This is a genomic window from Streptomyces sp. NBC_01171 (genome assembly GCF_045039805.1).
Lineage (GTDB): Bacteria > Actinomycetota > Actinomycetes > Streptomycetales > Streptomycetaceae > Streptomyces.
In genome coordinates, this window is record NZ_CP108609.1 from 2194847 (window position 1) to 2220847 (window position 26001).

17 protein-coding genes and 1 pseudogene are annotated in these 26001 nt (G+C 73.2%); 6 read left to right on the forward strand and 12 right to left on the reverse strand.

Translation table 11 applies throughout. From position 1 onward, the window contains the following. Positions 1-11 precede the first annotated feature (11 nt). The 3 genes from OG448_RS09935 to OG448_RS09945 all read left to right on the forward strand — a co-directional run bounded on the left by OG448_RS09935 (position 12) and on the right by OG448_RS09945 (position 5991). Positions 12-752 carry a response regulator transcription factor gene (locus tag OG448_RS09935; RefSeq protein ID WP_030816749.1) on the forward strand — a complete coding sequence of 247 codons (741 nt, stop codon included), beginning with the start codon at positions 12-14 and terminating at the stop codon, positions 750-752. After that, entirely contained in the window at positions 749-1861 is a 1113-nt protein-coding gene (locus OG448_RS09940; RefSeq protein WP_405552877.1) for an ATP-binding protein, read from the forward strand. The genes OG448_RS09935 and OG448_RS09940 overlap by 4 nt, the downstream gene beginning before the upstream one ends. A 314-nt stretch (positions 1862-2175) precedes the next feature. Next, positions 2176-5991 carry a multifunctional oxoglutarate decarboxylase/oxoglutarate dehydrogenase thiamine pyrophosphate-binding subunit/dihydrolipoyllysine-residue succinyltransferase subunit gene (locus OG448_RS09945; protein ID WP_405552878.1) on the forward strand — a complete coding sequence of 1272 codons (3816 nt, stop codon included), beginning with the start codon at positions 2176-2178 and terminating at the stop codon, positions 5989-5991. Between the two features lie 225 nt (positions 5992-6216). On the opposite strand, the gene fxsT is transcribed toward OG448_RS09945, so the two are convergent. The 8 genes and pseudogenes from fxsT to OG448_RS09985 form a co-directional block, all read right to left on the reverse strand. Then, positions 6217-9222 carry an FxSxx-COOH system tetratricopeptide repeat protein gene (gene fxsT, locus OG448_RS09950; protein ID WP_405552880.1) on the reverse strand — a complete coding sequence of 1002 codons (3006 nt, stop codon included), beginning with the start codon at positions 9220-9222 and terminating at the stop codon, positions 6217-6219. A gap of 129 nt (positions 9223-9351) precedes the next feature. Next, positions 9352-10749: an aKG-HExxH-type peptide beta-hydroxylase gene (locus OG448_RS09955; protein ID WP_405552882.1), complete on the reverse strand. Its 1398-nt coding sequence runs from the start codon at positions 10747-10749 to the stop codon at positions 9352-9354. Continuing rightward, complete coding sequence (locus OG448_RS09960; protein ID WP_405552884.1) at positions 10746-11897, reverse strand: FxsB family cyclophane-forming radical SAM/SPASM peptide maturase; 1152 nt, start codon at positions 11895-11897, stop codon at positions 10746-10748. Before OG448_RS09960 ends, OG448_RS09955 begins: the two co-directional genes overlap by 4 nt. 137 nt (positions 11898-12034) lie before the next feature. Then, positions 12035-12220: an FxSxx-COOH cyclophane-containing RiPP peptide gene (gene fxsA, locus OG448_RS09965; protein WP_405552886.1), complete on the reverse strand. Its 186-nt coding sequence runs from the start codon at positions 12218-12220 to the stop codon at positions 12035-12037. Between the two features lie 56 nt (positions 12221-12276). Beyond that, positions 12277-15567 carry an SAV_2336 N-terminal domain-related protein gene (locus OG448_RS09970; protein WP_405552888.1) on the reverse strand — a complete coding sequence of 1097 codons (3291 nt, stop codon included), beginning with the start codon at positions 15565-15567 and terminating at the stop codon, positions 12277-12279. Positions 15568-15574: 7 nt separating this feature from the next. Beyond that, complete coding sequence (locus OG448_RS09975) at positions 15575-16615, reverse strand: AAA family ATPase (protein ID WP_405552890.1); 1041 nt, start codon at positions 16613-16615, stop codon at positions 15575-15577. 112 nt (positions 16616-16727) lie between these two features. Then, positions 16728-18743 carry a trypsin-like peptidase domain-containing protein gene (locus OG448_RS09980; protein ID WP_405552892.1) on the reverse strand — a complete coding sequence of 672 codons (2016 nt, stop codon included), beginning with the start codon at positions 18741-18743 and terminating at the stop codon, positions 16728-16730. A 389-nt stretch (positions 18744-19132) separates the two neighbouring features. Continuing rightward, positions 19133-19627 (reverse strand): annotated as a pseudogene (locus tag OG448_RS09985) (CU044_2847 family protein); the annotation flags it as partial. A gap of 227 nt (positions 19628-19854) precedes the next feature. Between OG448_RS09985 and OG448_RS09990 the strand changes: the two are divergent. From OG448_RS09990 to OG448_RS10000, 3 genes are all read left to right on the forward strand, one after another. Continuing rightward, positions 19855-20034 carry a DUF6104 family protein gene (locus OG448_RS09990; RefSeq protein ID WP_003992906.1) on the forward strand — a complete coding sequence of 60 codons (180 nt, stop codon included), beginning with the start codon at positions 19855-19857 and terminating at the stop codon, positions 20032-20034. 256 nt (positions 20035-20290) lie between these two features. Next, complete coding sequence (locus OG448_RS09995) at positions 20291-21175, forward strand: DUF4097 family beta strand repeat-containing protein (protein ID WP_405552893.1); 885 nt, start codon at positions 20291-20293, stop codon at positions 21173-21175. Position 21176: 1 nt separating this feature from the next. Next, positions 21177-22223 (forward strand): helix-turn-helix transcriptional regulator, encoded by a 1047-nt coding sequence (locus tag OG448_RS10000; RefSeq protein ID WP_405552895.1) that lies wholly within the window; start codon positions 21177-21179, stop codon positions 22221-22223. A 31-nt stretch (positions 22224-22254) separates the two neighbouring features. On the opposite strand, the gene OG448_RS10005 is transcribed toward OG448_RS10000, so the two are convergent. From OG448_RS10005 to OG448_RS10020, 4 genes are all read right to left on the reverse strand, one after another. Then, complete coding sequence (locus OG448_RS10005; RefSeq protein ID WP_405552897.1) at positions 22255-22818, reverse strand: Clp protease N-terminal domain-containing protein; 564 nt, start codon at positions 22816-22818, stop codon at positions 22255-22257. Beyond that, a complete protein-coding gene (locus tag OG448_RS10010) occupies positions 22818-23027 on the reverse strand; it encodes a helix-turn-helix domain-containing protein (RefSeq protein WP_030807538.1) in 210 nt (69 codons plus the stop codon). Before OG448_RS10010 ends, OG448_RS10005 begins: the two co-directional genes overlap by 1 nt. 105 nt (positions 23028-23132) lie before the next feature. Continuing rightward, positions 23133-24098 (reverse strand): zinc-binding dehydrogenase, encoded by a 966-nt coding sequence (locus tag OG448_RS10015; protein WP_405552899.1) that lies wholly within the window; start codon positions 24096-24098, stop codon positions 23133-23135. A 171-nt stretch (positions 24099-24269) separates the two neighbouring features. Then, positions 24270-25493 (reverse strand): malic enzyme-like NAD(P)-binding protein, encoded by a 1224-nt coding sequence (locus OG448_RS10020; protein ID WP_391294509.1) that lies wholly within the window; start codon positions 25491-25493, stop codon positions 24270-24272. Positions 25494-26001 lie beyond the last annotated feature (508 nt).

The window sequence follows — 26001 nt, forward strand, 5'->3', positions numbered from 1 at the left end:
AGGGGCGGGCGATGGAGCAGACACACACCTCCCAGACCGGTGCGGCGACGACGTCACAGGGCGCGCAGCGCCGGGTACTGGTCGTCGAGGACGACCCCACGATCGTCGACGCCATCGCGGCCCGGCTCCGCGCCGAGGGATTCCTCGTGCAGACCGCCGGTGACGGTCCGTCGGCGGTGGACACGGCCGAGGCCTGGCAGCCCGACCTGCTGATCCTCGACATCATGCTGCCCGGCTTCGACGGCCTGGAGGTCTGCCGCCGCGTGCAGGCGTCCCGCCCGGTGCCGGTGATGATGCTCACCGCGCGCGACGACGAGACCGACATGCTGGTGGGTCTCGGGGTCGGCGCCGACGACTACATGACCAAGCCGTTCTCCATGCGGGAGCTGGCCGCGCGCGTGCACGTCCTGTTGCGCCGCATGGAGCGCGCCGCGCTCGCCGCGACCACGCCCCGCTCCGGGATACTCCGCCTCGGTGAGCTGGAGATCGACCACGCCCAGCGCCGGGTGCGGGTGAAGTCGGACGACGTCCACCTGACGCCCACCGAGTTCGACCTGCTGGTGTGCCTGGCCAACACCCCGCGCGCGGTGCTCTCCCGCGAGCAACTGCTCGCCGAGGTCTGGGACTGGGCCGACGCCTCCGGCACCCGGACCGTGGACAGCCACATCAAGGCCCTGCGCCGGAAGATCGGCGCCGAGCGCATCCGCACGGTGCACGGGGTCGGTTACGCGCTGGAGACGCCGACGCCGTGAGCCTCGGACGGGAAACGGGGCGCCGGCACTCCGGGGACGGACCCTGGGGCGGCGTACGCCCCTTCTCGATCAAGACCAAGCTGGGCGCGCTGGTCGTCATCTCGGTGCTGATCACCACCGGTCTCTCCATGATCGCGGTGCACACCAAGACCGAGCTGCGCTTCATCACGGTCTTCTCGATGATCGCCACGCTGCTGATCACCCAGTTCGTGGCCCACTCGCTCACCGCGCCGCTGGACGAGATGAACGCGGTGGCCCGCTCCATCTCGCACGGCGACTACACGCGCCGGGTGAGCGAGGGCCGCCGCGACGAACTCGGCGACCTCGCCGTGACGATCAACGTCATGGCGGACGAGCTGGAGGCACAGGACCTCCAGCGCAAGGAGCTGGTGGCGAACGTCTCGCACGAGCTGCGCACCCCCATCGCGGGCCTGCGCGCCGTGCTGGAGAACATCGTCGACGGAGTCACCGAGGCCGACCCGGAGACCATGCGCACCGCGCTGCGCCAGACCGACCGGCTCGGCCGGCTGGTGGAGACCCTGCTCGACCTCTCCCGCCTCGACAACGGCGTGGTCCCGCTGAAGGCCCGCCGCTTCGAGGTCTGGCCGTACCTGTCCGGGGTGCTCAAGGAGGCCAACATGGTCGCCTCCGCGCGCGCCGGCATCGCCTCCGGCTCCGGCAGCCACACCCGTACCGACGTGCATCTGCACCTGGACGTGTCCCCGCCGGAGCTGACCGCGCACGCCGACCCGGAGCGCATCCACCAGGTCGTGGCGAACCTCATAGACAACGCGGTCAAGCACAGCCCGCCGCACGGCCGGGTGACGGTGAAGGCCCGGCGCGGCCCGCGTCCGGAGTCGCTGGAGCTGGAGGTGCTGGACGAGGGTCCGGGCATCCCCCGCTCGGAGTGGCACCGCGTGTTCGAACGGTTCAACCGGGGCCAGGTGACCCGCCCGCACGGTCCGGGCAGCGACGGCGGCACCGGTCTGGGGCTGGCCATCGCCCGCTGGGCGGTGGATCTGCACGGCGGCCGGATCGGTGTGGCCGAATCCGAGCGGGGCTGCCGGATCATCGTCACCCTTCCGGGAGTCGCTCCGGCGTCGAGTTGACGCTCCGGGCCCGCATGGGGTTCAGTCGAATGATCAAGATCACATACGTTCGCCGAGGCGGACACGTGTGATCAGGCACGGGCCAGCGCGATGCGCCGAGCGAGGACGCTCAGGGCCCCGATCAGGCGTGCCCGCGACTCCCCACCCGTATCCGGAACCCCGCTTGTTTCCCGCCATTTCGCAGCCCGAAACGCGGTTCCCGATGTGACTTGCACGACGATGAACGGGCCCGACCTGACCTTCCCCCTCCGGGAGGCGTAGCCTTTATTCCCGCTGTCCATCACCTTGTGAAGCGGAAGAGGGCGGTTACCGCCGTGTCGCCACAGTCCCCCAGTAACTCGAACGTCTCCACCGACGACCAAGCCGGGAAGAACGCCGCTGCGGCGTTCGGCCCGAACGAGTGGCTCGTCGACGAGATCTATCAGCAGTACCTCCAGGACCCGAATTCGGTAGACCGTGCCTGGTGGGACTTCTTCGCCGATTACAAGCCGGGGGCGCCCGCCGCCTCGGCTCCGGCGGGTACCGCGGCCGCGGGGGCCGCGGGCACCACCCCCACCGCTCCCCCTGCCCAGGCCGCACCGGCTCCGGCCGCGCCCGCCCAGGCACCGGCGCAGGCCCCGGCTCCGGCCGCCAAGCCCGCCCAGGCACCGGCGCAGGCACCCGCGGCCAAGGCCGCCCCGGCCGCGCAGGCCCCGGCGAAGCCGGCCCCGGCGCCCGCCGCCAAGCCGAAGGCCGCCGCCGCGCCCGCCACGGAGGCCCCCGAGGGCCCCGAGTACGTGACGCTGCGCGGTCCGTCCGCCGCCGTGGTGAAGAACATGAACGCCTCGCTGGAGCTGCCGACCGCCACCTCGGTCCGCGCGGTCCCGGTGAAGCTGCTGTTCGACAACCGCATCGTCATCAACAACCACCTCAAGCGCGCCCGCGGCGGGAAGATCTCCTTCACGCACCTCATCGGGTTCGCCATGGTGCAGGCCATCAAGGCCATGCCGGCGATGAACTACTCGTTCGGCGAGAAGGACGGCAAGCCGACCCTGGTCAAGCCGCCGCACGTGAACCTCGGTCTGGCCATCGACCTGGTGAAGCCCAACGGCGACCGCCAGCTCGTCGTCGCGGCCATCAAGAAGGCCGAGACGCTGAACTTCTTCGAGTTCTGGCAGGCCTACGAGGACATCGTCCGCCGCGCCCGCGAGGGCAAGCTCACGATGGACGACTTCACCGGTGTCACGGTCTCCCTGACCAACCCCGGCGGCCTCGGCACCGTGCACTCCGTGCCGCGCCTGATGCCCGGCCAGTCCGTGATCATGGGCGTCGGCTCCATGGACTACCCGGCGGAGTTCCAGGGCACCAGCCAGGACACCCTGAACAAGCTCGGCGTCTCCAAGGTCATGACGCTCACGTCGACCTACGACCACCGGGTCATCCAGGGCGCCGCCTCCGGCGAGTTCCTGCGCCAGGTCGCCAACCTGCTCCTCGGCGAGAACGGCTTCTACGACGACATCTTCGAGGCGCTGCGCATCCCCTACGAGCCGGTCCGCTGGCTCAAGGACATCGACGCCAGCCACGACGACGACGTCACCAAGGCCGCCCGTGTCTTCGAGCTGATCCACTCCTACCGGGTCCGCGGCCACGTCATGGCCGACACCGACCCGCTGGAGTACCAGCAGCGCAAGCACCCCGACCTGGACATCACCGAGCACGGGCTCACCCTGTGGGACCTGGAGCGCGAGTTCGCCGTCGGCGGCTTCGCCGGCAAGTCGATGATGAAGCTGCGCGACATCCTGGGCGTGCTGCGCGACTCGTACTGCCGCACCACCGGCATCGAGTTCATGCACATCCAGGACCCCAAGCAGCGCAAGTGGATCCAGGACCGCGTCGAGCGCCCGCACTCCAAGCCGGAGCGCGAGGAGCAGCTTCGCATCCTGCGCCGCCTGAACGCCGCCGAGGCGTTCGAGACGTTCCTGCAGACCAAGTACGTCGGCCAGAAGCGGTTCTCCCTGGAGGGCGGCGAGTCCGTCATCCCGCTGCTGGACGCGGTCATCGACTCGGCCGCCGAGTCGCGCCTGGACGAGGTCGTCATCGGCATGGCCCACCGCGGCCGGCTGAACGTGCTCGCCAACATCGTCGGCAAGTCGTACGCGCAGATCTTCCGGGAGTTCGAGGGCAACCTCGACCCGAAGTCGATGCACGGCTCCGGTGACGTGAAGTACCACCTGGGCGCCGAGGGCACCTTCACCGGGCTGGACGGCGAGCAGATCGCGGTCTCCCTGGTCGCCAACCCCTCGCACCTGGAGGCGGTCGACCCGGTCCTGGAGGGCGTCGCCCGCGCCAAGCAGGACATCATCAACAAGGGCGGCACGGACTTCACCGTGCTGCCGGTGGCGATCCACGGCGACGCGGCCTTCGCGGGCCAGGGCGTGGTGGCCGAGACCCTGAACATGTCGCAGCTCCGCGGCTACCGCACCGGCGGCACGGTCCACATCGTCATCAACAACCAGGTCGGCTTCACCGCGGCGCCCGAGTCCTCGCGCTCCTCGATGTACGCCACCGACGTGGCCCGCATGATCGAGGCCCCGATCTTCCACGTGAACGGCGACGACCCGGAGGCCGTCGTGCGCGTGGCGCGGCTCGCCTTCGAGTTCCGCCAGGCGTTCAACAAGGACGTGGTGATCGACCTCATCTGCTACCGCCGCCGCGGTCACAACGAGTCGGACAACCCGGCCTTCACCCAGCCGCTGATGTACGACCTGATCGACAAGAAGCGCTCGGTGCGCAAGCTGTACACCGAGTCCCTGATCGGTCGCGGTGACATCACCCTGGAGGAGGCCGAGCAGGCGCTCCAGGACTACCAGGGCCAGCTCGAGAAGGTCTTCACCGAGGTCCGCGAGGTCACCTCGCAGCCGGCGCAGGGCGAGTCCCAGCCGCCCAAGGACGGCTTCCCGGCGGCGGTCCCGACCGCGATCTCCGCGGAGGTCGTCAAGCGGATCGCCGAGTCCCAGGTCAACGTCCCGGACAACATCACCGTCCACCCGCGGCTCCAGCCGCAGCTCCAGCGCCGCGCGGCGATGGTCGAGGACGGCACGATCGACTGGGGCATGGGCGAGACCCTGGCCGTCGGCTCGCTGCTGCTGGAGGGCACCCCGGTCCGTCTCGCGGGCCAGGACTCCCAGCGCGGCACCTTCGGCCAGCGCCACGCGGTGCTCATCGACCGGGAGACCGGCGAGGAGTACACCCCGCTGCAGTACCTCTCCGAGGACCAGGCGCGGCTGAACGTCTACAACTCCCTGCTCTCCGAGTACGCGGCCATGGGCTTCGAGTACGGCTACTCGCTGGCCCGCCCGGACGCGCTGGTGATGTGGGAGGCGCAGTTCGGCGACTTCGTCAACGGCGCGCAGACGGTCGTCGACGAGTTCATCTCCTCGGCCGAGCAGAAGTGGAACCAGACCTCCGGTGTGGTCCTGCTGCTGCCGCACGGTTACGAGGGCCAGGGCCCGGACCACTCCTCGGCCCGTCCGGAGCGGTTCCTGCAGCTCTGCGCGCAGAACAACATGACGGTCGCCATGCCGACCTCGCCGGCGAACTACTTCCACCTGCTGCGCTGGCAGGTCCACAACCCGGACCACAAGCCGCTGATCGTCTTCACCCCGAAGTCGATGCTGCGTCTGAAGGCGGCGGCCTCGAAGGCGGAGGAGTTCACCTCCGGCGAGTTCCGCCCGGTCATCGGCGACGACACGGTCGACCCGGCCGCCGTCCGCAAGGTCGTGTTCTGCTCCGGCAAGGTCTACTACGACCTGGAGGCCGGCCGGCAGAAGCGCGGCGCCACGGACACGGCGATCATCCGCATCGAGCGGCTGTACCCGCTGCCCGGCGCCGAGGTCCAGGCCGAGGTCAACAAGTACCCGAACGCCGAGAAGTACCTGTGGGTGCAGGAGGAGCCGGCGAACCAGGGTGCGTGGCCGTTCATCGCGCTCAACCTGATCGACCACCTGGACCTGGCCGTCGGTGCCGACGTCCCGGCTGGCGAGCGCCTGCGCCGCATCTCGCGCGCGCACGGTTCCTCCCCGGCGGTGGGCTCCGCCAAGCGCCACCAGGCGGAGCAGGAGCAGTTGGTGAACGAGGTCTTCGAGGCGTGACCTCCGCCCGCTGAGCAGTGCACAAGGGCCCGGCCCTCTGGATCTGATCCGGAGGGCCGGGCCCTTCGCTGTCCCGGCGGCGCCCAGCCACCTCTCGCCCTGCCACGGCCGCGGGCGGGCAGCGGCTCGACCCATCTCGCCGTCGTGCTCGCCCCGGCCCGGAAGTGGCACCGCTTCCGGGCCGGGGCACCGCTCCGCCCGTGGCCCCGCCCCGCGCGGAGCGCCTCAGCTCGCCTGCGGCTCGAAGTCCCAGTAGGGCCTGTTGCGGGAGCGGGCGGAGATGGTGTGGACGTGCTGGGGGCCGAGGGTGGCGGCGAGGTCGGCCAGGGCCTCCTGTTCGACCTTCTCCGCCTGCTGGCGGTCGCGCAGGGCGCGCAGGTCGGCCGCGTAGGCGACGCGCGCGGTCAGGGTGAGGGGGTGGGTGCGGCCGAGGGTGTCGGTGGCGCGCAGGATGGTGATCTGGCTGAGGTCGGCGGCGGACTCGGTGTCCCCGACGAGGTTGCGCAGCGCGGCCGCGTTGACGGCGCAGCCCAGCGCATACGGGTGGGTCTCCCCCAGCGCTGCGGTCATGTCGGCGAGGCTCTGCTCGATCAGTACGTGGGCGTGGTCGCGTTCGCCGACGCTGCGCAGCACCAGGGCGTGGTTGGCGCGGGCGCCGATGATGAAGGGGTGGCCCTCGGGCAGCAGCAGTTCGTAGCGGGCGAGGACCGATTCGCTGGCCTCGCGGGCCTGGTCGATGTCGCCGTGCTCGCGGGCGAAGCAGCTCTGGCTGACGGCGGCGGCCAGGGTGTGCGTGTGGCTGTCCCCGAGCTTGCGCTCCAGCCCCTCCAGTACGCGGGTGAGCAGTTCGCCCGCCCCGGCCCGGTCGCCGCCGCGCAGCCGGCACAGGGCGAGGTTGTGCTCGGCGCGCAGGGTGTTCTGGTTGTCCGGGCCCATGACGATGCGGTACTCGCGGACGTTCTTGGTCTGGATGGACTCGGCCTCGGAGTAGCGGCCCAGCAGGCGCAGGTCGACCGCGTAGGAGACCTCGGAGAACAGGGTCCAGGGGTGACGGCCCTTGAGGAGCTGGCGGCGGGCCTCCAGGGTGCGGGTGTCGAAGCCGCGGGCCTGCTCGTACCGGCCGAGGAGGCGCAGGGTGAAGCCGAGGTTGTTCTGGGCGTTGAGGGTGCGCGAGTCGTGCTCGCCGAACAGCTCGCGGTAGGTGGGGTAGAGCCATTCGTCGAGTTCGAGGGCGGCGTCGTACTGACCGAGTTCGCGCAGGTCGGCGGCGAGTCCGCCGGCCATCCTGAGGTGGTCGAGGTCGTGTTCACCGCGTTCGGCGAGCAGTTGCTCGCGGGCCGCCCGGTCGATGGCCTCGGTCTCCTGGAAGCGGCCGGCCGAGCGCAGCAGGTTGGCGTAGTGGTAGGTCACCTCCCAGACCCGGGGGTGGGACTCGCCGAGCAGCTCGCGCCAGGTGGCGAGGGCGCGGCCGCCGAGGTTGACGCCGGCGGTGTACTCCCCCGCGAACAGCATGTACCGCAGGCAGTTGAGCACCAGCCCCTGCACCCGGCGGTCCTTGCTGCGCAGCACGTCGGCGTACTTGAGGTGCGGGACGATCTCGGCGTACGCGTCCCAGTTGCGGGTGTCGGTGGGGCGGCCGGGGTCGGCCTCGGCGAGGGCGCGGCGGACCACCTCGATGAACTCTCTCCGGTCGGCCTCGGGCATGTCCTTGTGCACGATCTGGTGGACCATCCGGTGCAGGTAGACCGACTCGCCGGATGCGACGGCCTCGTCCAGCATGGCCTCGTGCGACTCCAGCCGGACCACGGAGTACTGGCGCAACTGGTTGACGGCCTTGTTCCACAGCAGCGGGTCGTCCAGCAGCCCGGCGAGCTGTTCGGGCAGGTCGTCGTGGTTCATCTCCTTCAGCAGCCTGACCGGGATGAAGCCGGGGGCGAAGAAGGTGCACAGCCTCAGCAGGTCGACGGACTCGGGGACGGTCTCGCGGAGCTTGTTCAGCAGTATCGACCAGGCGGTCTGGAAGGCGAGCGGGAAGTCCGCGGACACCTTGACCACGTCCTGGTCGATCCCGCCGTCCAGCAGGGCGATGTACTCCTCCACCGAGAGGTCGGAGTCGTTGAGCCAGCCCGCGGTCTGGTCGAGCAGCAGCGGCAGGTTCTCCAGCGCCTGGGCGAGCTGGTCGGCGTCGGGCTCGGTGAGCCGGGGCGCGCGGCGGCGGATGAAGGCGACCGACTCGTCGCGGCTGTAGACGGGGACTTCGAGGAGCTTGCTGTTGTGCTCCCCCCACTCGGGGTTGCGGGAGGTGATGAGGACGTGGCCGGGGCCGGTGGGGACGAGGTCCCAGATCTGGTCGGGTTCGTCGGCGCCGTCCAGCACGAGCAGCCAGCGGGAGTACGGGGTGCCCCGGCGCAGCGCGTCCCGGACCGCGCGCAGCCGCTCGCCGTACTCGGCGCCGGTGGACAGGCCGAGTTTGGGGGCGAGTTCGGCGAGGAGGCGGCGGTAGCTGACGCGTTTCTCGGCGTTGACCCACCACACCACGTCGTACTCGGAGCCGAAGCGGTAGACGTACTCGGCGGCGAGCTGGGTCTTGCCGACGCCGGACATGCCGTGCAGGGTGAGGACGCCCGCGCCGGGGTCGCTGCCCTGGAGCAGGTGATAGGCGTCGTTGAGCAGCGGTTCGCGGCCGGTGAAGCGGGTGTTGCGGCGCGGCACCCCGCCCCACACGTCGGGCATGGCGGCCGGGAAGCGGGGCGCGGGGCGGGCCGGGTCGTCGGCCGGGCGGGCGTCGTGGGGCAGGTCGAGGCGGTCCAGCAGGCGGCGTTCGGCCTCGTCGGCGCCCATGTTGGTGAGGTCGACGGGGGCGAGCGCGGCGACGGCGGAGGGCAGCGAGGCGTTGGTGACGGAGACGGCGGCGAACCGGCCGGGGTCGGCGCCGACGACCTCGCGCAGGGCCGCGTTCCACTCGTCGTGGCCGCGCGGGCCGAGCTGGAAGTACCACTCGCTGACCACGATCAGGGTGCGGCCCTCGGCGAGGGTCAGGTCGCGCAGCAGGTCGGTGAGGGACTGGTCCGGGGGCGCGTCCCAGCGCAGGTAGACCACTCTGAGGCCGCGCCGCTCCAGCCGGTCCCCGATCCAGGCCGCCCAGGCCCGGTTGAACCCGGCGAAGCTGATGGTGACGGTCTGCCTCGCGGCCCCGTTCCCGTTCGGTGCCGGCGTACGGGCTTCAGACATGCGGCGGCCTCCAGCACGTAGACAGGAAATCGTAGAACCTCGGCGCGGCTCTGGGGAGTACGGCGACCGCCGGAGACCAACGCCTCGGTGCGCCGATCTTCGCGCAGCGCGGGGTGCGAAGTCGGCATTTCACCGGTTCGGGATCGGCGGTGCCGGGGGCTGCCGCTGCGCCCAGAGGGTGCGCACCGCCTTGACGTACGCCTGCGCGCGCGCCGTGTGCCCCCGTGGTGCGGGGCGGGCGGAGAGCCGTTCGTGGGCGGCGGCCATACCGTCGACGAAGCGGCGTCCGGCCGGGGTGAGGTCGGGTGAGGCGACCAGCGCGGGCAGGGCGGCGGCGACCTGGGCGTGGTAGCGGGCGTGTTCGGCCCAGGCTGTCTCGCGGCGGGCGGGTTCGGCGAGGGCGGTGCGCTGGAAGTGGTCGGCCAGGGCGAGATGGGCGTAGGTGCCGTGCAGGAGCCCGTCGTAGGGGCGGGGGTCGGGGCGCCAGGGGGCGAAGTAGCGGGCCTCGGGTCCGGCACGGTGCAGTTCCACCAGTTCGCCGAGGGCGGCGAGCTTGGTGTGCTGCATCTCGTGGACGAGGGTCGCGGCCAGCGCGGTCGGGGTGGCGGGGGTGGTGCTGAGCAGGGCGCCGAACGCCTCGCGCCGGGTACCGCTGGAGCTGCCCCGGCCGTCCGAGCCGGGCGGGGGCGCGAGCGGGACGAGGCAGCGCAGCAGGGCGATCGTCTCGGTGAGCCGCTGTTCGCCGCCGGTGCGCAGTGCCTGCGCCGTGCCGGACCAGGCGTGCAGCCAGTGCTTGCGCTCGGCGTGGTCGGGCCCGCTGGGCCCGCTGAACGCGAACCGTCCGGGGTCGCGGGGCGGGGTGCGGTACGGGTCGAGGTCGTCCAGCGGGACGGGGGCGGTGCCGGGCAGCAGGCCGGGCAGGGCGTGGGCGGGGGTCCACGCGGGGGCGCCGGACCAGGCGCCGACGCCCTGCTCCAGCCGGACGTGCACGTCGGAGGCGCCGCGTCGGCGCAGGGTCAGGCGGCCGTTCTTGTGCCGCACCTCGATCGCGGCGGAGCCGGTACGGCCGGTGCGCAGGACGCCGAGGGAGGGCAGGCAGAGCAGGCCGTCGCGGGCGGTGAGTTCGGTGGTGAACGGCAGGCCCGCGCGGGCGGCGGCGGCTGCGGCGAGGGCGCTGAAGTAGGCCAGTTCCAGCGGGAGTTCACCGGTGCCATCGGGTGCGGTGAGCGCGGTCAGGCAGCGGCGGGCCCAGGGGCCGGTGAAGGGGTAGGTGAGCCGGGTCCGGGCGGGCGAGCGGGGTCCGTCGGTGGCCCGGTCGGCCGCCGCCAGCAGGGCCCAGTCCTCGCGCAGCCGGCGCTTGGCGGCGGGCGGGCAGTCGGCGGGGGCGGCCCCCTCGGCGGCGTCGAGGACGGTGCGCAGCAGCAGCATGCGCCGGGTGTCCTGGTCGTGGACGAGGAGGGCGAGGGTGTCGGGGCCGCCCTCGGTGCGGCTGAGTTCGGCGAGGGCGCGGTCCAGCGGTGCCGTCACGGGGTGCCTCCTTCTTCGGCGAGCCGTGCGGCCACGTGCCGGATGAAGCGCTGCAGGTCGGCGCAGTACACCGACGGATTGCGGAAGCCGTGTCCGGCGCGGTACCGGTGCGCGTAATGGCCGCCCCCGCACACCGCGACCAACGGGCAGGCCCGGCAGCGCCCGGCCAGCCCCGCGAGCCCGGCCTGCCGGGCGGCGACGCCGGGGTGGGCGAGGGCCTCGTCGAAGTCGTGCCGGAACACGTCGAGCCCGGTCTCGGCGGCGCCGTCGTACGCCGATTTCAGCGAGTCGACCTGTTCGATGGAGCCGTCGGTCTCGATGACGACGGCGTCGAAGGGGGCGAGCCCGAGGGACTCGGTGGCGGCGGGCAGGCCGAGCAGCAGGGCGAGGCACTCCTCGAAGAGCCGCACCCGCGTCTCGCGCCGCCCGGCCGACCACCACCGGTCGAAGACGCGGCACAGCCAGTCGCCGTACCGCTCCTCGCCCCGGTGCGGGGGCGGGGCCGACCAGTTGGCGTGGGGCAGCAGCAGGTCGAGCGCGGGCGGGCGGAGGGTGAGCAGGGACTCGTACGTTCCGACGGGGTCGGTGGTGGGGTCGACGACGGTGAGGACGCCCGCGTACGCCTCGGGGAAGTGGTCGGCGACCAGGCGGGCGCCGCGCGCGGCGGCGGGCCAGGAGGGGCGTCCGGCATGGTCGACGCGCCGGTGGTTGAGCGCGGCGCTGCCGCCGTCGAGGCTGATGCCGATGCGGATGCCGTGCCGGGCCAGGAGGGCCACCCGGTCCTGGGTGAGCAGGGTGGCGTTGGTCTGCACGGTGGCGTGGACGGCGCAGCCGTCGGGCACGCGGGTGCGGACGGTGTCGGTGAAGCGCGTCAGGGTGTCGGCGCCGGCCAGCAGGGGTTCGCCGCCGTGCAGGACGAGGGAGAGCGCGGTCAGGGCGTGGTCGCGGGCGTGCCGGGCGATGCGGTCGGCGGTGCGGTCGAGCACCTCGGCGGGGGCGGCGGCGGGACGGGTGCGCCAGGTGTGGTCGGGGCCCTCGTAGAGGTAGCAGTAGCGGCAGGCGAGGTTGCAGCGGCCGTGCGCCTTGACGATGAACTGGCGGAAGGGGCGCGGTCGCGCCCGCGTCGGGGCGGCGGTCGTCCCGGACATCCCGTACCCCCGTACCGCGATGCGGGCGCGGCTCGTTCGCCCGTGTGTGCGGGTGCGTTCCCGGTCGCGGCCCGGAGCCAAACGCAAGGCGGCGGAACTTGCCGGTTTCCGCCGTCGGGTGACCAAGAGCCAGCGGATCAGAGGCAGTTGTTGAAGCCCCAGAGCATCTCGGCGGGTTTCCCGGCGCGTTCGGTGAGGGTGTCCAGGACCTCGCGCAGCACGGGGTGGTCCAGGGTGCGCAGTTCCTCCAGGTCGAGTGTGAGCAGGTCCGGTAGCGGGTCGCCGTGCTCCGGTACGGCCGTCTCGTCCCCCGCGCTCGTCATCGCTGCCTCCCGTGGTGTTCCTCGGTGCGGTGCCGTGTTCCTGGATGCGGTGCCGGTCAGCCGAGTCCGGCGAGCCGGCCGGCGGTGTCCTCGGCGGTCGGGGCGCCGGTGCCGAGGCTGTCCTCGGGCAGCCGCGCCCACTCGGCGCGGGCCGCGCGGTACGCGTCCCGGGCCGCGCGCGGCCGGGACGCCGCCTCATAGGACATACCCCGCCAGTGGTGCGCCTGCGCGCCCAGTTCGACGGCGATCCGGCGGTCGCGGTCCGACTCGGCCGCCGCCTCGGCCTCCCGCGCCGACTCGGCCGCCGCCCGGAAGGCGTCCACGGCGTCGTCCAGCCGGGTCGGCCGGGCCAGGCTCCGGTACGCCTCGTACTGCGCCTGCCCCAGTTCCAGCGAGCAGCGCGCCGCCAGCAGCGGGTCGTCCGCCTCGGCCGCCGCCAGCCCGAAGAGGTGCTCCGCCTCGCGCAGGTCCACCCGGTCGCCGCGCAGCCGGTAGCGCCGGATCAGGGCGCGGCCCAGCATCAGCAGGCGGTGCGCGGTGTGCGGGCTGCCGGTGTGGGTCTCGCGTCGGCAGTCCCGCAGGACGCGGATCGCGTGAGCCAGGGCCTCCCAGGCCCGCTCCCCGCTCTCGGCGTCCGCCCGGCGCAGCAGTACCTCGCCCCACTCGGCGAGGACGTCGGGGTAATCGGCGGCTTCCCTGGAGGTGTCGGCGGCGGCGCGGGCGAACGCCTCTGCCGCATCGCGGAGTTCGCGCGGGTCACCCGTCTCGGCGTACCGGGCGACCCCGATCCGGCCCGCCCTGACGTGGAGTTGGGCGCGCAGGGCGCGTCCGGTGGTCGCGGCGAGCGCGGCGTCGACCCGTTCCTGGGCCTCGGCGAGATCACCGCCGGACCGGAGGAGGGCATCGACCAGGTCCAGCCGGATGAGGACGAGTTCACGTCCCCCGTCCTCGCCGGCCGCCAGCGCGTCACGCAGCGAGCCGGCCGCCTGTGCCGCGTAACCCCGCGCCTGTACGGGGTCGTTGGTGGCGTCGGCCAGGCGCAGCAGCAGTCTGCCGTGGGCGAGGGGAAGTTCGGGCGGGCGGTGCCGGCGGTCGGGCCAGAGGTCGGCGAACGCCTCCAGCATGCCGACCGCGCCCTGGAGCAGCGCGCTGTCCCCGCCGAGCCGCCACTGCGCCTCCAGCGCGCCGACCCGCTCCAGCGTCAGCCGCAGCGCCTGCGCGGGCTCCAGGTCGGGGGCGGCGCAGGCGACGGCGTACTCCCGGTCGGCGCGGCGCAGCAGGTCCAGCGCGGCGGGCCGGTCGCCGCGCCGTCTGCGGTCGGTGGCGGCCGCGCGCAGCACCCGGGCCAGCGCGGCCCGCTCCCGCTGGGCGTGCGGGTGCGCCACCGCCCGCTCGGCGGCGGCCTCCGCCTCGGCAAGCAGCGCGGAACCGCCCTGCACCTCCCACAGCCGCAGCGTGGCGTGCGCGTACTCGGCCCACAGTCCCGGGTCGGCCCCGGCGGGCCGCTCGTTCTCGGTGGCGCCGCGCAGCAGTTGTACGGCGTCGATCACGTCCTGCACCATGCCGTCGGCGTCGAACCGGGCGAGCAGCGTGCGGGCCCGGACCACCGCCGGATGCGTGGGCCTCGGTCCGGCGGCGGTGCCGGGCCGGGTGCCGTAGAGCCGGAACTGTTCCGGCAGCGGCATGAAGCGCTCCAGCACCCGCGCGGCGACCTCGGCGAAGGGCTGGGGGACGAGGGTGGCGTCACCGCTGTCACCGGGGTACGCGCCGAACAGGCGGGCGCCCGCCGGGCCTTCCTCCCCGCGCGCCGGGTGGGCGGTGCCGCCGAGCTGGGCGAGGGCGAGGGCCGGGAAGTTGGCGCCGCCCTTGCCGAAGCGCTGCTCGATGTACTCGGAGCAGTGCTTGAGAACGAGCAGGGCCTCGTCCCGGCCGAGCGTGGACAGCAGTGCCTCCCGCACCTCCGGCTCCATCTCGTACCACTGCCCGGCGTCCGGCCCGTGGTCCTCCCCCGCCCGCTGGACGAGGCCCCCGAGCAGCACCTCGGCGAGTTCGGCGGGGCCGGAGCCGGGCAGCATGGTGCGCTGCACCAGCCGCATCACCGGCAGGCAGAGCGGGGCCGCGGCGAGGTAGACGGCGAGGCGTCCCGCGGCCGGTGAGGCGGCGGAGCGGAACCGGCTGACCCGCTCCACCGGGGTCACCCTGCGCCCACCGCGCGCCGGCGGTACGGCCGGCTGGTCGGCCCGCACCCAGCCCACCGCGCCGGGCACCGGCCCGGCACCGGCCCCGGCGAGCAGCCGCGCCCACGCCCCGAGCGCCACGGGTTCGGGTGGCAGCACCGGCACGGGCAGCACGCCCGGCGGCGGCACGAGGGGCGCGCCGTCGGGGGTGCGGACGCGCAGCGCGGTGCCGCCTGGGGTGTCACCGCGGGTCAGTTCGCCGTACGTGACCGGCAGCCGGGTGCGGCTCCACAGGCGCTGCGGGAGCGGCTGGAGCACGGCGACGGGGGCGAGCCGGGCCAGCCGGTGCAGCAGCCGGTGCGCGCCGCCGGACCGCCACAGCGGGCCCGCGCAGTCGCTGACCAGCAGGGTGATCCGGCGCCCGGTGGGGTCACTGAGCCGGTCCACGGTGTGCTGCGGCGCCCCGCTCGGATCGGCGCTGGCGCTGACCGTGGCCTCACCGTCGGGACCGGTGTGCAGATGGGCGATCCGGATGTCCCCGAAGGCACCCAACTGCGTGAACATCTCTTGCAGTTCGACGAAGAGGCGGTCCCACACCCGCATCGAGGGCGCGGCGTCCAGCACCAGTTGCAGCCGGGCGTCCCCGCGCCGCACCTCGCGGTACACGGGGAGGATCAAACCCCCTGCCTGGGCGCTGAGTTCGGCGGTAGCGGTCTCGTCCAGCTCGCGGTGGAGCGGGGGCGCCGCGCTGCGATAGGTCTGCAAGGGCCTGAGAGCGCGCTGGAGTTCGAGGGTGGAGGGCAGCGCGGGCGCGGCCGGGACGCCGACCGGAAGTGCGGTGAGCTGTGCGCCGGTCCCGACGCGGGTCCGGCCGTCGCGGGGTGCCGGGTAGAGGGGGACGCTCCGGTCGGGGCCGGGGGTCGGGACCTCGGGTTCCTTCGGTGCGGGCGGGAGTTGAGGTTTGGGCGGGGAGACAGGCGGAGGCGGAGGGATCTCACGGGCCCGCTCGACCGCGCCGGTCGGCTCGCGTTCGCCCGTCCACCGGGCCAGCCACAGGGCGTCGCTCAGCCCCTCCACGTCCGGTTCGAGGCCGGCCCCCCGCAACTGGAGCACGAGCTCGGCGAGCGGGTCGGGGGTGTCGGGGCCGTGTCGTGCCGGTGCGTCGGGCATCGGCTCCTCACCTCGGGCGGTCGAGTCGCTGGATGAGCAGGTCGGCCAGGCGCTCCCGGCTCGGCGGGGCGGCCGCGTCGGTGAGGTAGAGGGCGTTCAACAACTGGTCGGTGGCGAGGAGTTCGCTGCGCGAGCGCTCCAGGAAGCGGGCGATGAGATCGTCACCGGCCCGCGCGGCCTCGTCCCCGAGGTGGGCGCGGACGAAGGTGGCGAGCCGGTTGTGGTCGGGGCGGCCCAGCTCCAGGTGGATGCAGCGGCGCATCAGCGGGGCGGGGAAGTCCCGTTCGCCGTTGCTGGTGAGCACCACGAACGGGAAGGAGGTGCAGCGCACCCGGCCGTCGCGCACCCGCACCTTGGTGCCGTCGGCGGTGAGCACCTCGGCCTCGCCGTCCGGCAGGCGGTCGGCGAGGCGGCGCAGCTCGGGTATCTCGAACTCGCCCTCCTCCAGCACGTTCAGCAGGTCGTTGGGCAGGTCGATGTCGCTCTTGTCGAGTTCGTCGATGAGCAGCACGCGCGGGGTGTCCGAGGGCAGCAGGGCGGTGCCGAGCGGGCCGAGCCGGATGTAGCCGCCGATGGCCTCGACGGAACCTGGGCTCCCGGCCGCGCTGCCGTACCCGCCCTGCGCGGCGATCTGCACGTCCTGGAGGCGGGCGATGGCGTCGTAGTGGTAGAGCCCGTCCTGGAGGGCCGAACGGCTCACGATGGACCAGCGCAGCACCTCGCCCAGCCCCAGTTCGTACGCCACCGAGTGCGCGAGCGTGCTCTTGCCCGCGCCGGGGCTGCCGGTGACCAGGAGCGGACGGCGCAGATACAGCGCCGCGTTGATCATCTCCAGCTCCTCGGCGCCGGGCCGGTGCAGTTCGGCCAGGTGCCGGTGCGCGCCGAGCCTGCGGTCGCGGGAACCGTCGCCGTCCTCGCCCGGCCCGGAGGAGGTCTCGGCGCCGCGTGCGGAGAAGTCGCGCCAGGGCGGGGGCGGGGGCAGCCGGCTCATCCCGTCGTGGGGTTCCCCGGCACCTCGGTAGATGAGCCACTCGCTGGATTCGGTCATGTCCGGTCCTCGTCGCTCGTCACTCGTCGCCAGGGGCAGCCGTGGACGTCCCTCACGGTATCGACCCGCCGGACGCCTGGTAAGGGGATCAGGGAGGAACCGGGGCCCCGGATCACGGGGCCTCCAGCAGGTCTCCGATGCCGGGCAGGGGGCGGTGCGGATCGTCGTACAGCAGGGTCGTGCCGTGCGCCCAGTACGACTCGGTGAGCCCGGCGTGCACCTGCTCGCGCAGGGTGTGCAGCACGCCGGGCAGGGACAGGGCGCCCTCGCCGTCGTCCACGGCCGTCTTCACGCCCCGGTGGAACTCCCCGCACACGCCGTCCGGCCGCCGCCGCCACAGCACCACCCCGAACCCGGCCCGCACCACCCGGCCGAGCGCGGCGGGCCCGTCCGGCGAACGCGGATCGCCGGGGCGGCACAGCACCGGCACGGTCTGCTGCGCGAGCCCGCGCAGCACCGCCATGTCCGGTACGGGTCTGCGCACGCCGTCGTCGCAGTCCAGCACCTCGGCGTGCGCAGGGCGCAGATGCAGCCGCCGCCAGCGGTCCCGGCGCTCGGCGTCCGGGTCCTCGTACGCCTCCCAGGCCGGTGTCTCGTCGGGGAGCTGGTCGCGGTCCGAGCAGCGGACCAGGACCGGGCGTTCGGCGCCGAGGGGGAGGCCGTCGGGGGCGAGGCGCCAGTCGTCCACGGGCAGGCCGAGGTGCAGATGCGGCAGGGCCGCGTACAGGGTGGCGGGCCGGCCGGGCTCGTCACAGTGCCGGAACGCCTCGGCGAGGGGCGCGGCCACGTGGTCGGCCAGGCCGTCCAGCGGGGCGCGTTCGCCCTCGTACAGCCGGGCCGGCTCCTGGTCGGGGCCGCCACCCACGGAGACCGACCAGTCGCAGTGGTCCGGCTCCCAGCCCCGGCGCAGCACCACCAGCAGCACGGAGGGTTCGGGGTACGTGGTGAGCAGGGGGCGCACCGGCTCCGGTACCGCCGTGTCCCGGCCGGTGCCGCCGAACGCGGCCTGCCGGTGAGCCGCTTGGGCCCGGCCGAGCAGCTCGGTGCGCCGCTGAGCCAGGGCGTGCCGGTAACCGCTGTCCAGGCCGGTCGCCGTGTGCCGCACCCACTCCCACAGGGCGCGTTCGGCGGCGAGGGCGCTGGGGGCGGGCGGGCGTTCGGCGGCGAGCACACCCATCGCGTAGTCGAGCACCAGCTTCAGGGCGCCGTCCTGCCGGGCGTGTTCGTAGAGCAGCCCGAGCCCGTCCCGCCAGCCGCGCGGGGCGGGCACCAGCGTCGGTACGCGGAAGTCGGGCAGCGCGCGGAGGACGTCGAGCAGGCCCCGGGTGCTCACCGGCGGGGGCAGGTCGGCGAGCAGCCCGAGCAACTCGCTCCGCTGCTGCGGGGTGAGGGTGCGGCCGGGGCGGGCGCCGAGTTCGCCCTGGATGTCGGCCCAGGTGGGGTCGGGCGAGTCGGCGCTCTGCTGGCGGTCGCGGTGGTAGCGGTCGTGGGCGTGGAAGACGGACTGGTAGACGTCGTCGCCGTCGGCGGGGAGCCGCAGCGTGCGCAGGCGCTCCACGCCGATGGAGGTGCCGCCGCCCCCGTGGTCGGCGCGGGACTTGAGCACGCCGACGACCTCTCCGCGTACGGGGTCGACCACGGGCCCGCCGGAGACGCCGGGGGGCAGGTCGTTCCGGCCGAGCCGGACCTGCTCCTCGGGCGACCAGGCGCTGATGGTGCCCTGCACGGTGAGCCGGCCGTCCAGGATCTGGAGCCTGCCCCGAGGGGCGGTCCAGCCCGCGTAGAACACGCTGGTGCCGCCGAAGTGCGGGTTGGGGCGCTCCGACACGTACACACAGGTGTGGCCGACCGGTTCGCGCAGCCGGACCAGGGCGAGGTCGGGCGCGGGCCAACTGCCCGGCACCGGGCGCCCGGTCTGCTCCGGGAGCATCGCGGCCACCCGTCCGGGCACCGGGCGCGGGTCGTCGTAGGGGCTGTTCCGGTACACCACGGTGACCTCGCCCCCCTCCCCGGCGTGAACCACGTGTGCGCAGGTCAGAACCCAGTTCGGCGCGACGAAGAAACCACTGCCGAGGAAGCTGACGGGCTCGTCGTGGGCATACCCGGCCCCCGCGCGATGAATGCGCACGGTGGCCCCCAGAACGAGGTCACGCAGCGCAAGCTCCGCAGCACCGTCCCCCTCCGGTGCGCCCCCGCCGTACCCCGCGCTCATCCCGGATGCCCCCACACGCCGAGCAACGCTTCGGGTCGGGGGGTCGGGGAAGGTTCGGGTGCGGGCGGAGGGGGTGCCTGCGGCGGGGGCGTGCGGGGGCCCGATTCCGGGTGCGCACCGGCGGTCGGCCCGTCGGGCGCGGAGCGGGACGAAGGCTCCGGCCCCGGTGCTGGTGCGGCGGCCGGTACGTGGCCGGGCCCCGCGTGGCGACCGGGCGCCGGTATCCCTGGCTCGGGAGCACGCATGGGGTCGGCGGCTCGTACTCCCGTCACTGCGCCACTCCGTACGAGCCCCGCATCAGGCGCACCGCCGGGCCCCGTCCGAGGACCGGGTGCCGGTATCCCTGAGGCGGGGCCGGACCCCGCTCTCGGCGGCCCCGGAGCAGGCCCGCCGGGCAGGGGCCCCGCCTCCGGCCCACCTCCGCCCGGCGCAGCCCCCGGCACGGGACCCGGCTCCGACGGCCCTCCGCTCCAGGTCAGCGTGACCGTGAGCGCCGCCTTGGCCTCGCCGTCCGCGAGGAGACCGACGACCTTGCCGGCCTTCGCGGTCAGCTCGATGCCGAACTCCACGCTGACCTCGTCGGGCCGTACCGCGCTCAGTGGGCCGGAGAGCGAGCGCGCGACCCCGGTGATCAGCGAGTGCAGGCTCTCCACGCTGGCCTCCACCCGGTCGTGGAAGCCGGTGTCGGTGTACGACAGCTCCTCCGCGTACGCCAGCTCCTCCGCGCCCGAGATCCGGGCCCACACCGGTGTACCGTCCGGCAGCTCGATCCGCGCCACCCGCGTCGAGTCCCCGTTCATCGGACCCCCGTCCTCTCCCCACTCGTCCCCCGTCACCGGCCGTGACCGGCGCCCGCACGGCACCGGCTGCCCACCGTGCCCGGGGGCTGCCTATGCTTTTCCTGTCCTCTCCCGGCTCCCCAGCCGGAACAGGCGGCGCCCTCTTCCCTCGCGGTCACGTCCGCGAATGGGGGTTCTTCCCGCCCGGGACCGGCCCTACCCCTGCACCGACCGACGGAGCGTCATCCATGTACTTCACCGACCGAGGCATCGAAGAACTGGAGAAGCGGCGCGGCGAGGAAGAGGTCACCTTCGAGTGGCTCGCCGAGCAACTGCGCACGTTCGTCGACCTGAACCCCGACTTCGAGGTCCCGGTGGAACGCCTGGCCACCTGGCTGGCGCGCCTGGACGACGAGGACGACGAGTAGGCACTCGCGGCATTCCTGGGGGCCGTCGGCCGCCCTCGCCCACTTCGACCGCGGGCCCGCCCAGAGGGGCAGGGCCCGCACCGCCATGCCCGGACACCGCCCGGCACTCGTCCCTCGAAAGGGTGTCTTGACTTCCGACGGCCACGATATATCGTGAATGGGAGGAGACGCGATATGGCGTGACGGGTGGGCGTGCTCGCCCACCGCGCATCGCCCCGCTCCGCCTACTTGCCCGCGTCCCGCCCGAGGAGGACCCGTGTCCGAGTGGACCGTCGCCGAACCCCAGAAGCTGAGCTTCGACGCCCCCGTGACCGAGCTGAACGTCCGCGTGGTCAACGGCACGGTGAACGTCGTGGGCACCGAGGAGAGTTCCGCCCGCCTGGAGATCTCGGACATCGAGGGCCCACCCCTGATCGTCACGCACCGGCACGGCACCCTGACGGTGGCGTACGAGGACCTGCCCTGGAAGGGCTTCCTGAAGTGGCTGGACCGCGAGGGCTGGCGCCGCAGCGCGGTGGTCACCCTGGCCGTCCCCGCGAGCACCCGCGTCGAGGTGGGAGTCGTGGGCGCCGCCGCGGTCGTCTCCGGTGTACGGGGTCCGTCCGTGGTCAAGGGCGTCACCGGCGACACCACCCTGGTCGGGGTCTCCGGCCCGGTCCGCGCGGACACCGTCTCGGGCAGCGTGGAGGCCCAGGCCGTCAGCGGTGACCTGCGGTTCAAGTCGGTCTCCGGCGACCTGACGGTGGTCGAGGGGGCGGGCCCCTCCGTCCGCGCCGACTCGGTCAGCGGCTCCATGATCATCGACCTGGACCCGGAGGGCCCCACCGACGTACGGCTGACCAGCGTCTCCGGCGAGATCGCCATACGGCTCCCGCACCCGGCGGACACCGACGTGGAGGCGAACACCGCGAGCGGCTCGATCTCCAACGCCTTCGACGGCCTGCGCGTCCAGGGTCAGTGGGGCGCCCACAAGATCACCGGCCGCCTCGGCTCGGGCAGCGGCAAGCTCCGGGCCACCACCGTCTCCGGCTCGATCGCCCTGCTGCGCCGCCCGGCCGAGGAGGACGACGACACCGCCTGGGAGTCCGGCCCCGCCTCCGCCTCCCCCACGGACGGCACGACCGACAAGAAGGTGCTCTGACATGCCCCCCGTCTTCGCCCACGGCCGCCTCCGCCTGTACCTCCTCAAACTGCTCGACGAGGCCCCGCGCCACGGCTACGAGGTGATCCGGCTCCTCGAAGAACGCTTCCAGGGCCTGTACGCCCCCTCGGCCGGCACGGTCTACCCGCGCCTGGCCAAGCTGGAGGCGGAGGGCCTGGTCACCCACACCACCGAGGGCGGCCGCAAGGTCTACTCGATCACCGACGCGGGTCGCGCCGAACTGGCCGACCGCAGCGGTGAACTGGCCGACCTGGAGCTGGAGATCCGCGAGTCCGTCGCGGAACTCGCCGCCGAGATCAAGGCCGACGTCCGTGGCGCCGCGGGCGACCTGCGGCGCGAGATGCGCGCGGCCGCCTCCCGTACCCGCGCCGGCAAGGCGGGCACCACCGGCCCGGGTCCCTACGACGAGCCGGGCGCCCGGAGTGACGCCGAGGCGTGGCGGACCGCCAAGGAGGAGATGCGCCGCGCCAAGCAGGAGTGGAAGGAGCAGGCCCGGCGCGCCAAGGACGAGAGCCGCCGCGCCCGCGAGGACGCCCAGCAGGCCCGGCGCCAGGCCCAGGAGGCGCAGTCGCGCGCCAACGCCCAGGCCCAGGAGGAGATGCGCCGCCTCGCCGGCCGGGTCCAGGAGCGGGTGCAGGACCACTTCACCCGCGGCGACTGGCCGACCGGTGTCCGCGAGGGCCTGGCCGAACTGGCGCGGGAGTTCGGCAACTTCGGCGACTTCGGCACGGAGCACGCCAGGCGGACGGGCACGGCGGGCGCCGGCAGCGCCAAGGCCGAGACCGGCCCGGAGTACTCCGACACCCCACCGGACTTCCCGATGGAGTACGAGCCGGCCTGGACCCACGAGCCCCCCACCGGCGACCCGGCCCGCGACCTGGACCGTCTGCTGGACCGCTTCCGGGACGGCGTCCGGGACGCGGCCCGCGACCACGGCGTCACCGAGGACCAGCTCCAGGACGTCCGCCGCCATCTGTCGACGGCGGCGGCCCGCATCGGCGCGATACTCGACGGCCCGAAGGTCTGAGCCGCCCAGGGCAAGGGAAGAGGGCTTCGCGTCAGCCCGCCTGCGCGGTCCCCTCGCCGTAGAGGACCCGTCGCAGCGACTCCTGGGTCACTCCGTGGTCGGCGAGCACCTCGGCGGGGACTCCGGGCCGCACGGTGAGGGCGAGCAGGAGGTGCTCGTCGCCGATGCGTCGGCCACGGCGGCCGACGGCGGCGCGCAGCGCCCCCTCCAGCACGTCCTTGGCGTCCTGCTCGAAGGTCCGGCGCCCCGACCAGCCGCCCGTGTCACGGCGGTCGCCGGACAGGGCACCGGCACCGTGCGCCTCCTCGACCTTCGCGACGATCTCCGTGACGTCGATCCCGAGTCCGGCGAGGGCGTCCGCGTCCGCGCGGGTCAGGCCCGCCCGGCGCCGCGCCTCGGCCAGCGCCTCGCGCAGGGAGTCCTTGCGTTCGGCGAGGCCGAGCGCGGCGAAGGCGAAGGAGGCCCGGCTGCCCTCGCGGTCGAGGAGGGCGAGCAGCAGATGTTCGGCGCCGATGGACCGTACGCCCGCCCGTTCCGCGTGCGCGACCGCGCCCTGGACGACCTCACGGGCGTCCTTGGTGAAGCGTTCGAACATCACTGCCTCCCGTATTTCTTGTGCACGGCCTGCCTGCTGACACCCAGCTCAGCGGCGATCTCCTGCCACGACCAGCCCTGATTGCGCGCCCCGCGCACCTGCACCGCCTCCAACTGCTCCAGCAGCCTGCGCAGTGCGGCCACGGCCCGCAGCCCGACCCGCGGATCGCGGTCACCGGCCCGCTGGGCGAGATCCGTTGCATCCGTCATGGTGTCAACCTAGGTTGACGCTCGCTTCATGTCAACCTAGGTTGACAAGAGGGTGCAAGAAAAGGCGGGCCCGGCACCCCGGACCCGCCTGCTTTACAAGGGAGTTCAGGAGTTGCTGAGCACGATCTTCCCGAAGTGCTCGCCGGACTCCAGCCGTTGGAAGCCCTCGCGAGCGCGGTCCAGCGGGAGAATCTCGTCGATGACGGGACGTACCCCGGTCGTGGCACAGAAGGCGAGCAGGTCCTCCAGCTCGTCCTTGGTGCCCATGGTGGAGCCGACGACCTTGAGTTCGAGGAAGAAGATCCGGGTCAGCTCGGCGTGCGAGGGCCGGTCGCCGCTGGTGGCGCCGGAGATCACGACGGTGCCACCGGGACGCAGGGACTTGATGGAGTGCGACCAGGTCGCGGCGCCCACGGTCTCGATGACGGCGTCCACCCGCTGCGGCAGCCTCGCCCCCGGCTCCACGGCCTCGACGGCACCCAGTTCCAGCGCTCGCTTCCGCTTGGCCTCGTCCCGGCTGGTCGCGAAGACCCGCAGCCCGGCGGCCCGGCCGAGCACGATGGCGGCCGTGGCGACGCCCCCGCCCGCGCCCTGCACCAGCACCGAGTCACCGGGCCGTACCCCGGCGTTGGTGAACAGCATCCGGTACGCGGTCAGCCAGGCGGTGGGCAGACAGGCGGCCTCGGCGAAGGAGAGTTCCTTCGGCTTGGGCAGCACGTTCCAGGTGGGCACGGCGACCTGTTCGGCGAAGGTGCCCTGATAGCGCTCGGTGAGGATGGAGCGGGGCTCGCGGGGGCCGACCCCGTGGCCGCTCTGGCCGATGACGGAGTGCAGGACGACCTCGTTGCCGTCCTCGTCGATCCCGGCGGCGTCACAGCCGAGGATCATCGGCAGCCGGTCCTCGGGGAGTCCGACGCCCCGCAGGGACCAGAGGTCGTGGTGGTTGAGGGAGGCGGCGCGGACATCGACGGTGCTCCAGCCGGGCCGGGCCTCAGGGGCCGGACGCTCCCCCAACTCCAGGCCGGTGAGCGGCTGATCACGGTCGATCCGGGCGGCATAGGCGGCGAACATGCCGTCGACGATAGATTCCGCCCCGCCCGGACGGAACCGCCCACCGGTGTGACACACACCCTCTTGCGCGAGACCACTCACCGAGCCCAGCGGGACGAGCCCACGGGACACACGAACGGCCCCGCCCCTCAAGGGGCGAGGCCGTTCCCGTCGAACGCTTGCGCGCGGGCGTCAGCGCCGGGCGACGCCCTCCGCACGGGCCGCGGCCGCCACGGCGGCCGTGACCGCGGGGGCGACGCGCTCGTCGAACGGGGAGGGGATCACGTAGTCGGCGGAGAGGTCGTCGCCGACGACGGCGGCGAGCGCCTCGGCCGCGGCGATCTTCATGCCCTCGGTGATCCGGGAGGCCCGCACCTGGAGCGCACCGGCGAAGATGCCGGGGAAGGCGAGCACGTTGTTGATCTGGTTCGGGAAGTCGGAGCGCCCGGTGGCGACGACGGCCGCGTACTTGTGCGCGACCTCCGGGTGCACCTCGGGGTTCGGGTTGGCCATGGCGAAGACGAAGGCGCCCTTAGCCATGGAGGCGACCGCCTCCTCCGCGACCGTGCCGCCGGAGACACCGATGAACACGTCGGCGCCGGCCAGGGCGTCCTCCAGCGTGCCGGTGAGCTTCGCCTTGTTGGTGAAGGAGGCCAACTCCCGCTTGACGTCGGTCAGGTCGGTCCGGTCGGCGGAGACGACGCCCTTGCGGTCGGCGACCGCCACGTCCCCGATACCGGCCTCGATCAGCATCCGGGCGATGGCGACCCCGGCCGCCCCGGCGCCGGAGATGACGACACGGAGCTGCCCGATGTGCCGCCCGCTGAGCCGGGCCGCGTTGCGCAGCGCCGCCAGCGTGACGACGGCGGTGCCGTGCTGGTCGTCATGGAAGACCGGGATGTCCAGCCGCTCCTGGAGGCGCCGCTCGATCTCGAAGCAGCGCGGCGCGGAGATGTCCTCCAGGTTCACCCCGCCGAAGGAGGGGGCGAGCCGGACGACGGTCTCCACGATCTCGTCGACTCCGGTGCAGTCGAGGGCGATCGGCACCGCGTCGACCCCGCCGAACTGCTTGAACAGGATCGCCTTGCCCTCCATCACGGGGAGGGACGCCTCGGGACCGATGTCCCCGAGACCGAGCACGGCCGTGCCGTCGGTGACGACGGCGACGACCGAGGACTTCCAGGTGTAGTCGTTGACCAGCTCCGGCGTTTCCGCGATCGCGGTGCACACGCGCGCGACGCCGGGGGTGTACGCGAGGGAAAGGTCTTCCGTGTCCCGGATCGGCACGGTGGCCCGCACGGCCATCTTGCCGCCGCGGTGCAGCGCGAAAGCGGGGTCGAAGGAGTCCAGGGGCTCGGCCCCGCCCTCCGGTCCGGCACCGCTGTCGCTGCGAGGATTGACGATCTCCGCTGCCACTTTGTCTTACCCCTTAGGTATGCATGGTTGAGGGTCGACCACTCCGGGTGAGGAGTGGGCGGGCACCGCGCACGGCTCGATTGACGGATACGTACGAGCACATACGCGACGGGCGCGCCGCACACGCGCCCTGAGCCCCGGATGAGGGGTGTAAAGAACCTTCATACCGGACGGACGGGCGGACCACGAGTCCATTAGGCGCAAGGTCACATGTCGCCCCGGAATGCCGGCCGGCCCTCCCGGCCCTCCCCGCACCCCTCGCACGGAGGGCCCGCGGGCGCACCTCAGAGGAACCTCAAACGCCCCGCGAATCCCCTGAAACCCCGCACACCGCCCGTCCGGATCGTGAGACCCGCTGTGGATCTTCCGGTGTGAACAGCGTATTTCCGCAGATCGTCCGGCGCGAATGGAGCGCGGATGTACCGACCTGATGCGGTTCTCGCTCACCCGTTATCCGATTTTGACATTGTGACGGGCCTGAATGGCGTAGTCCGAATGGCAGGATGCC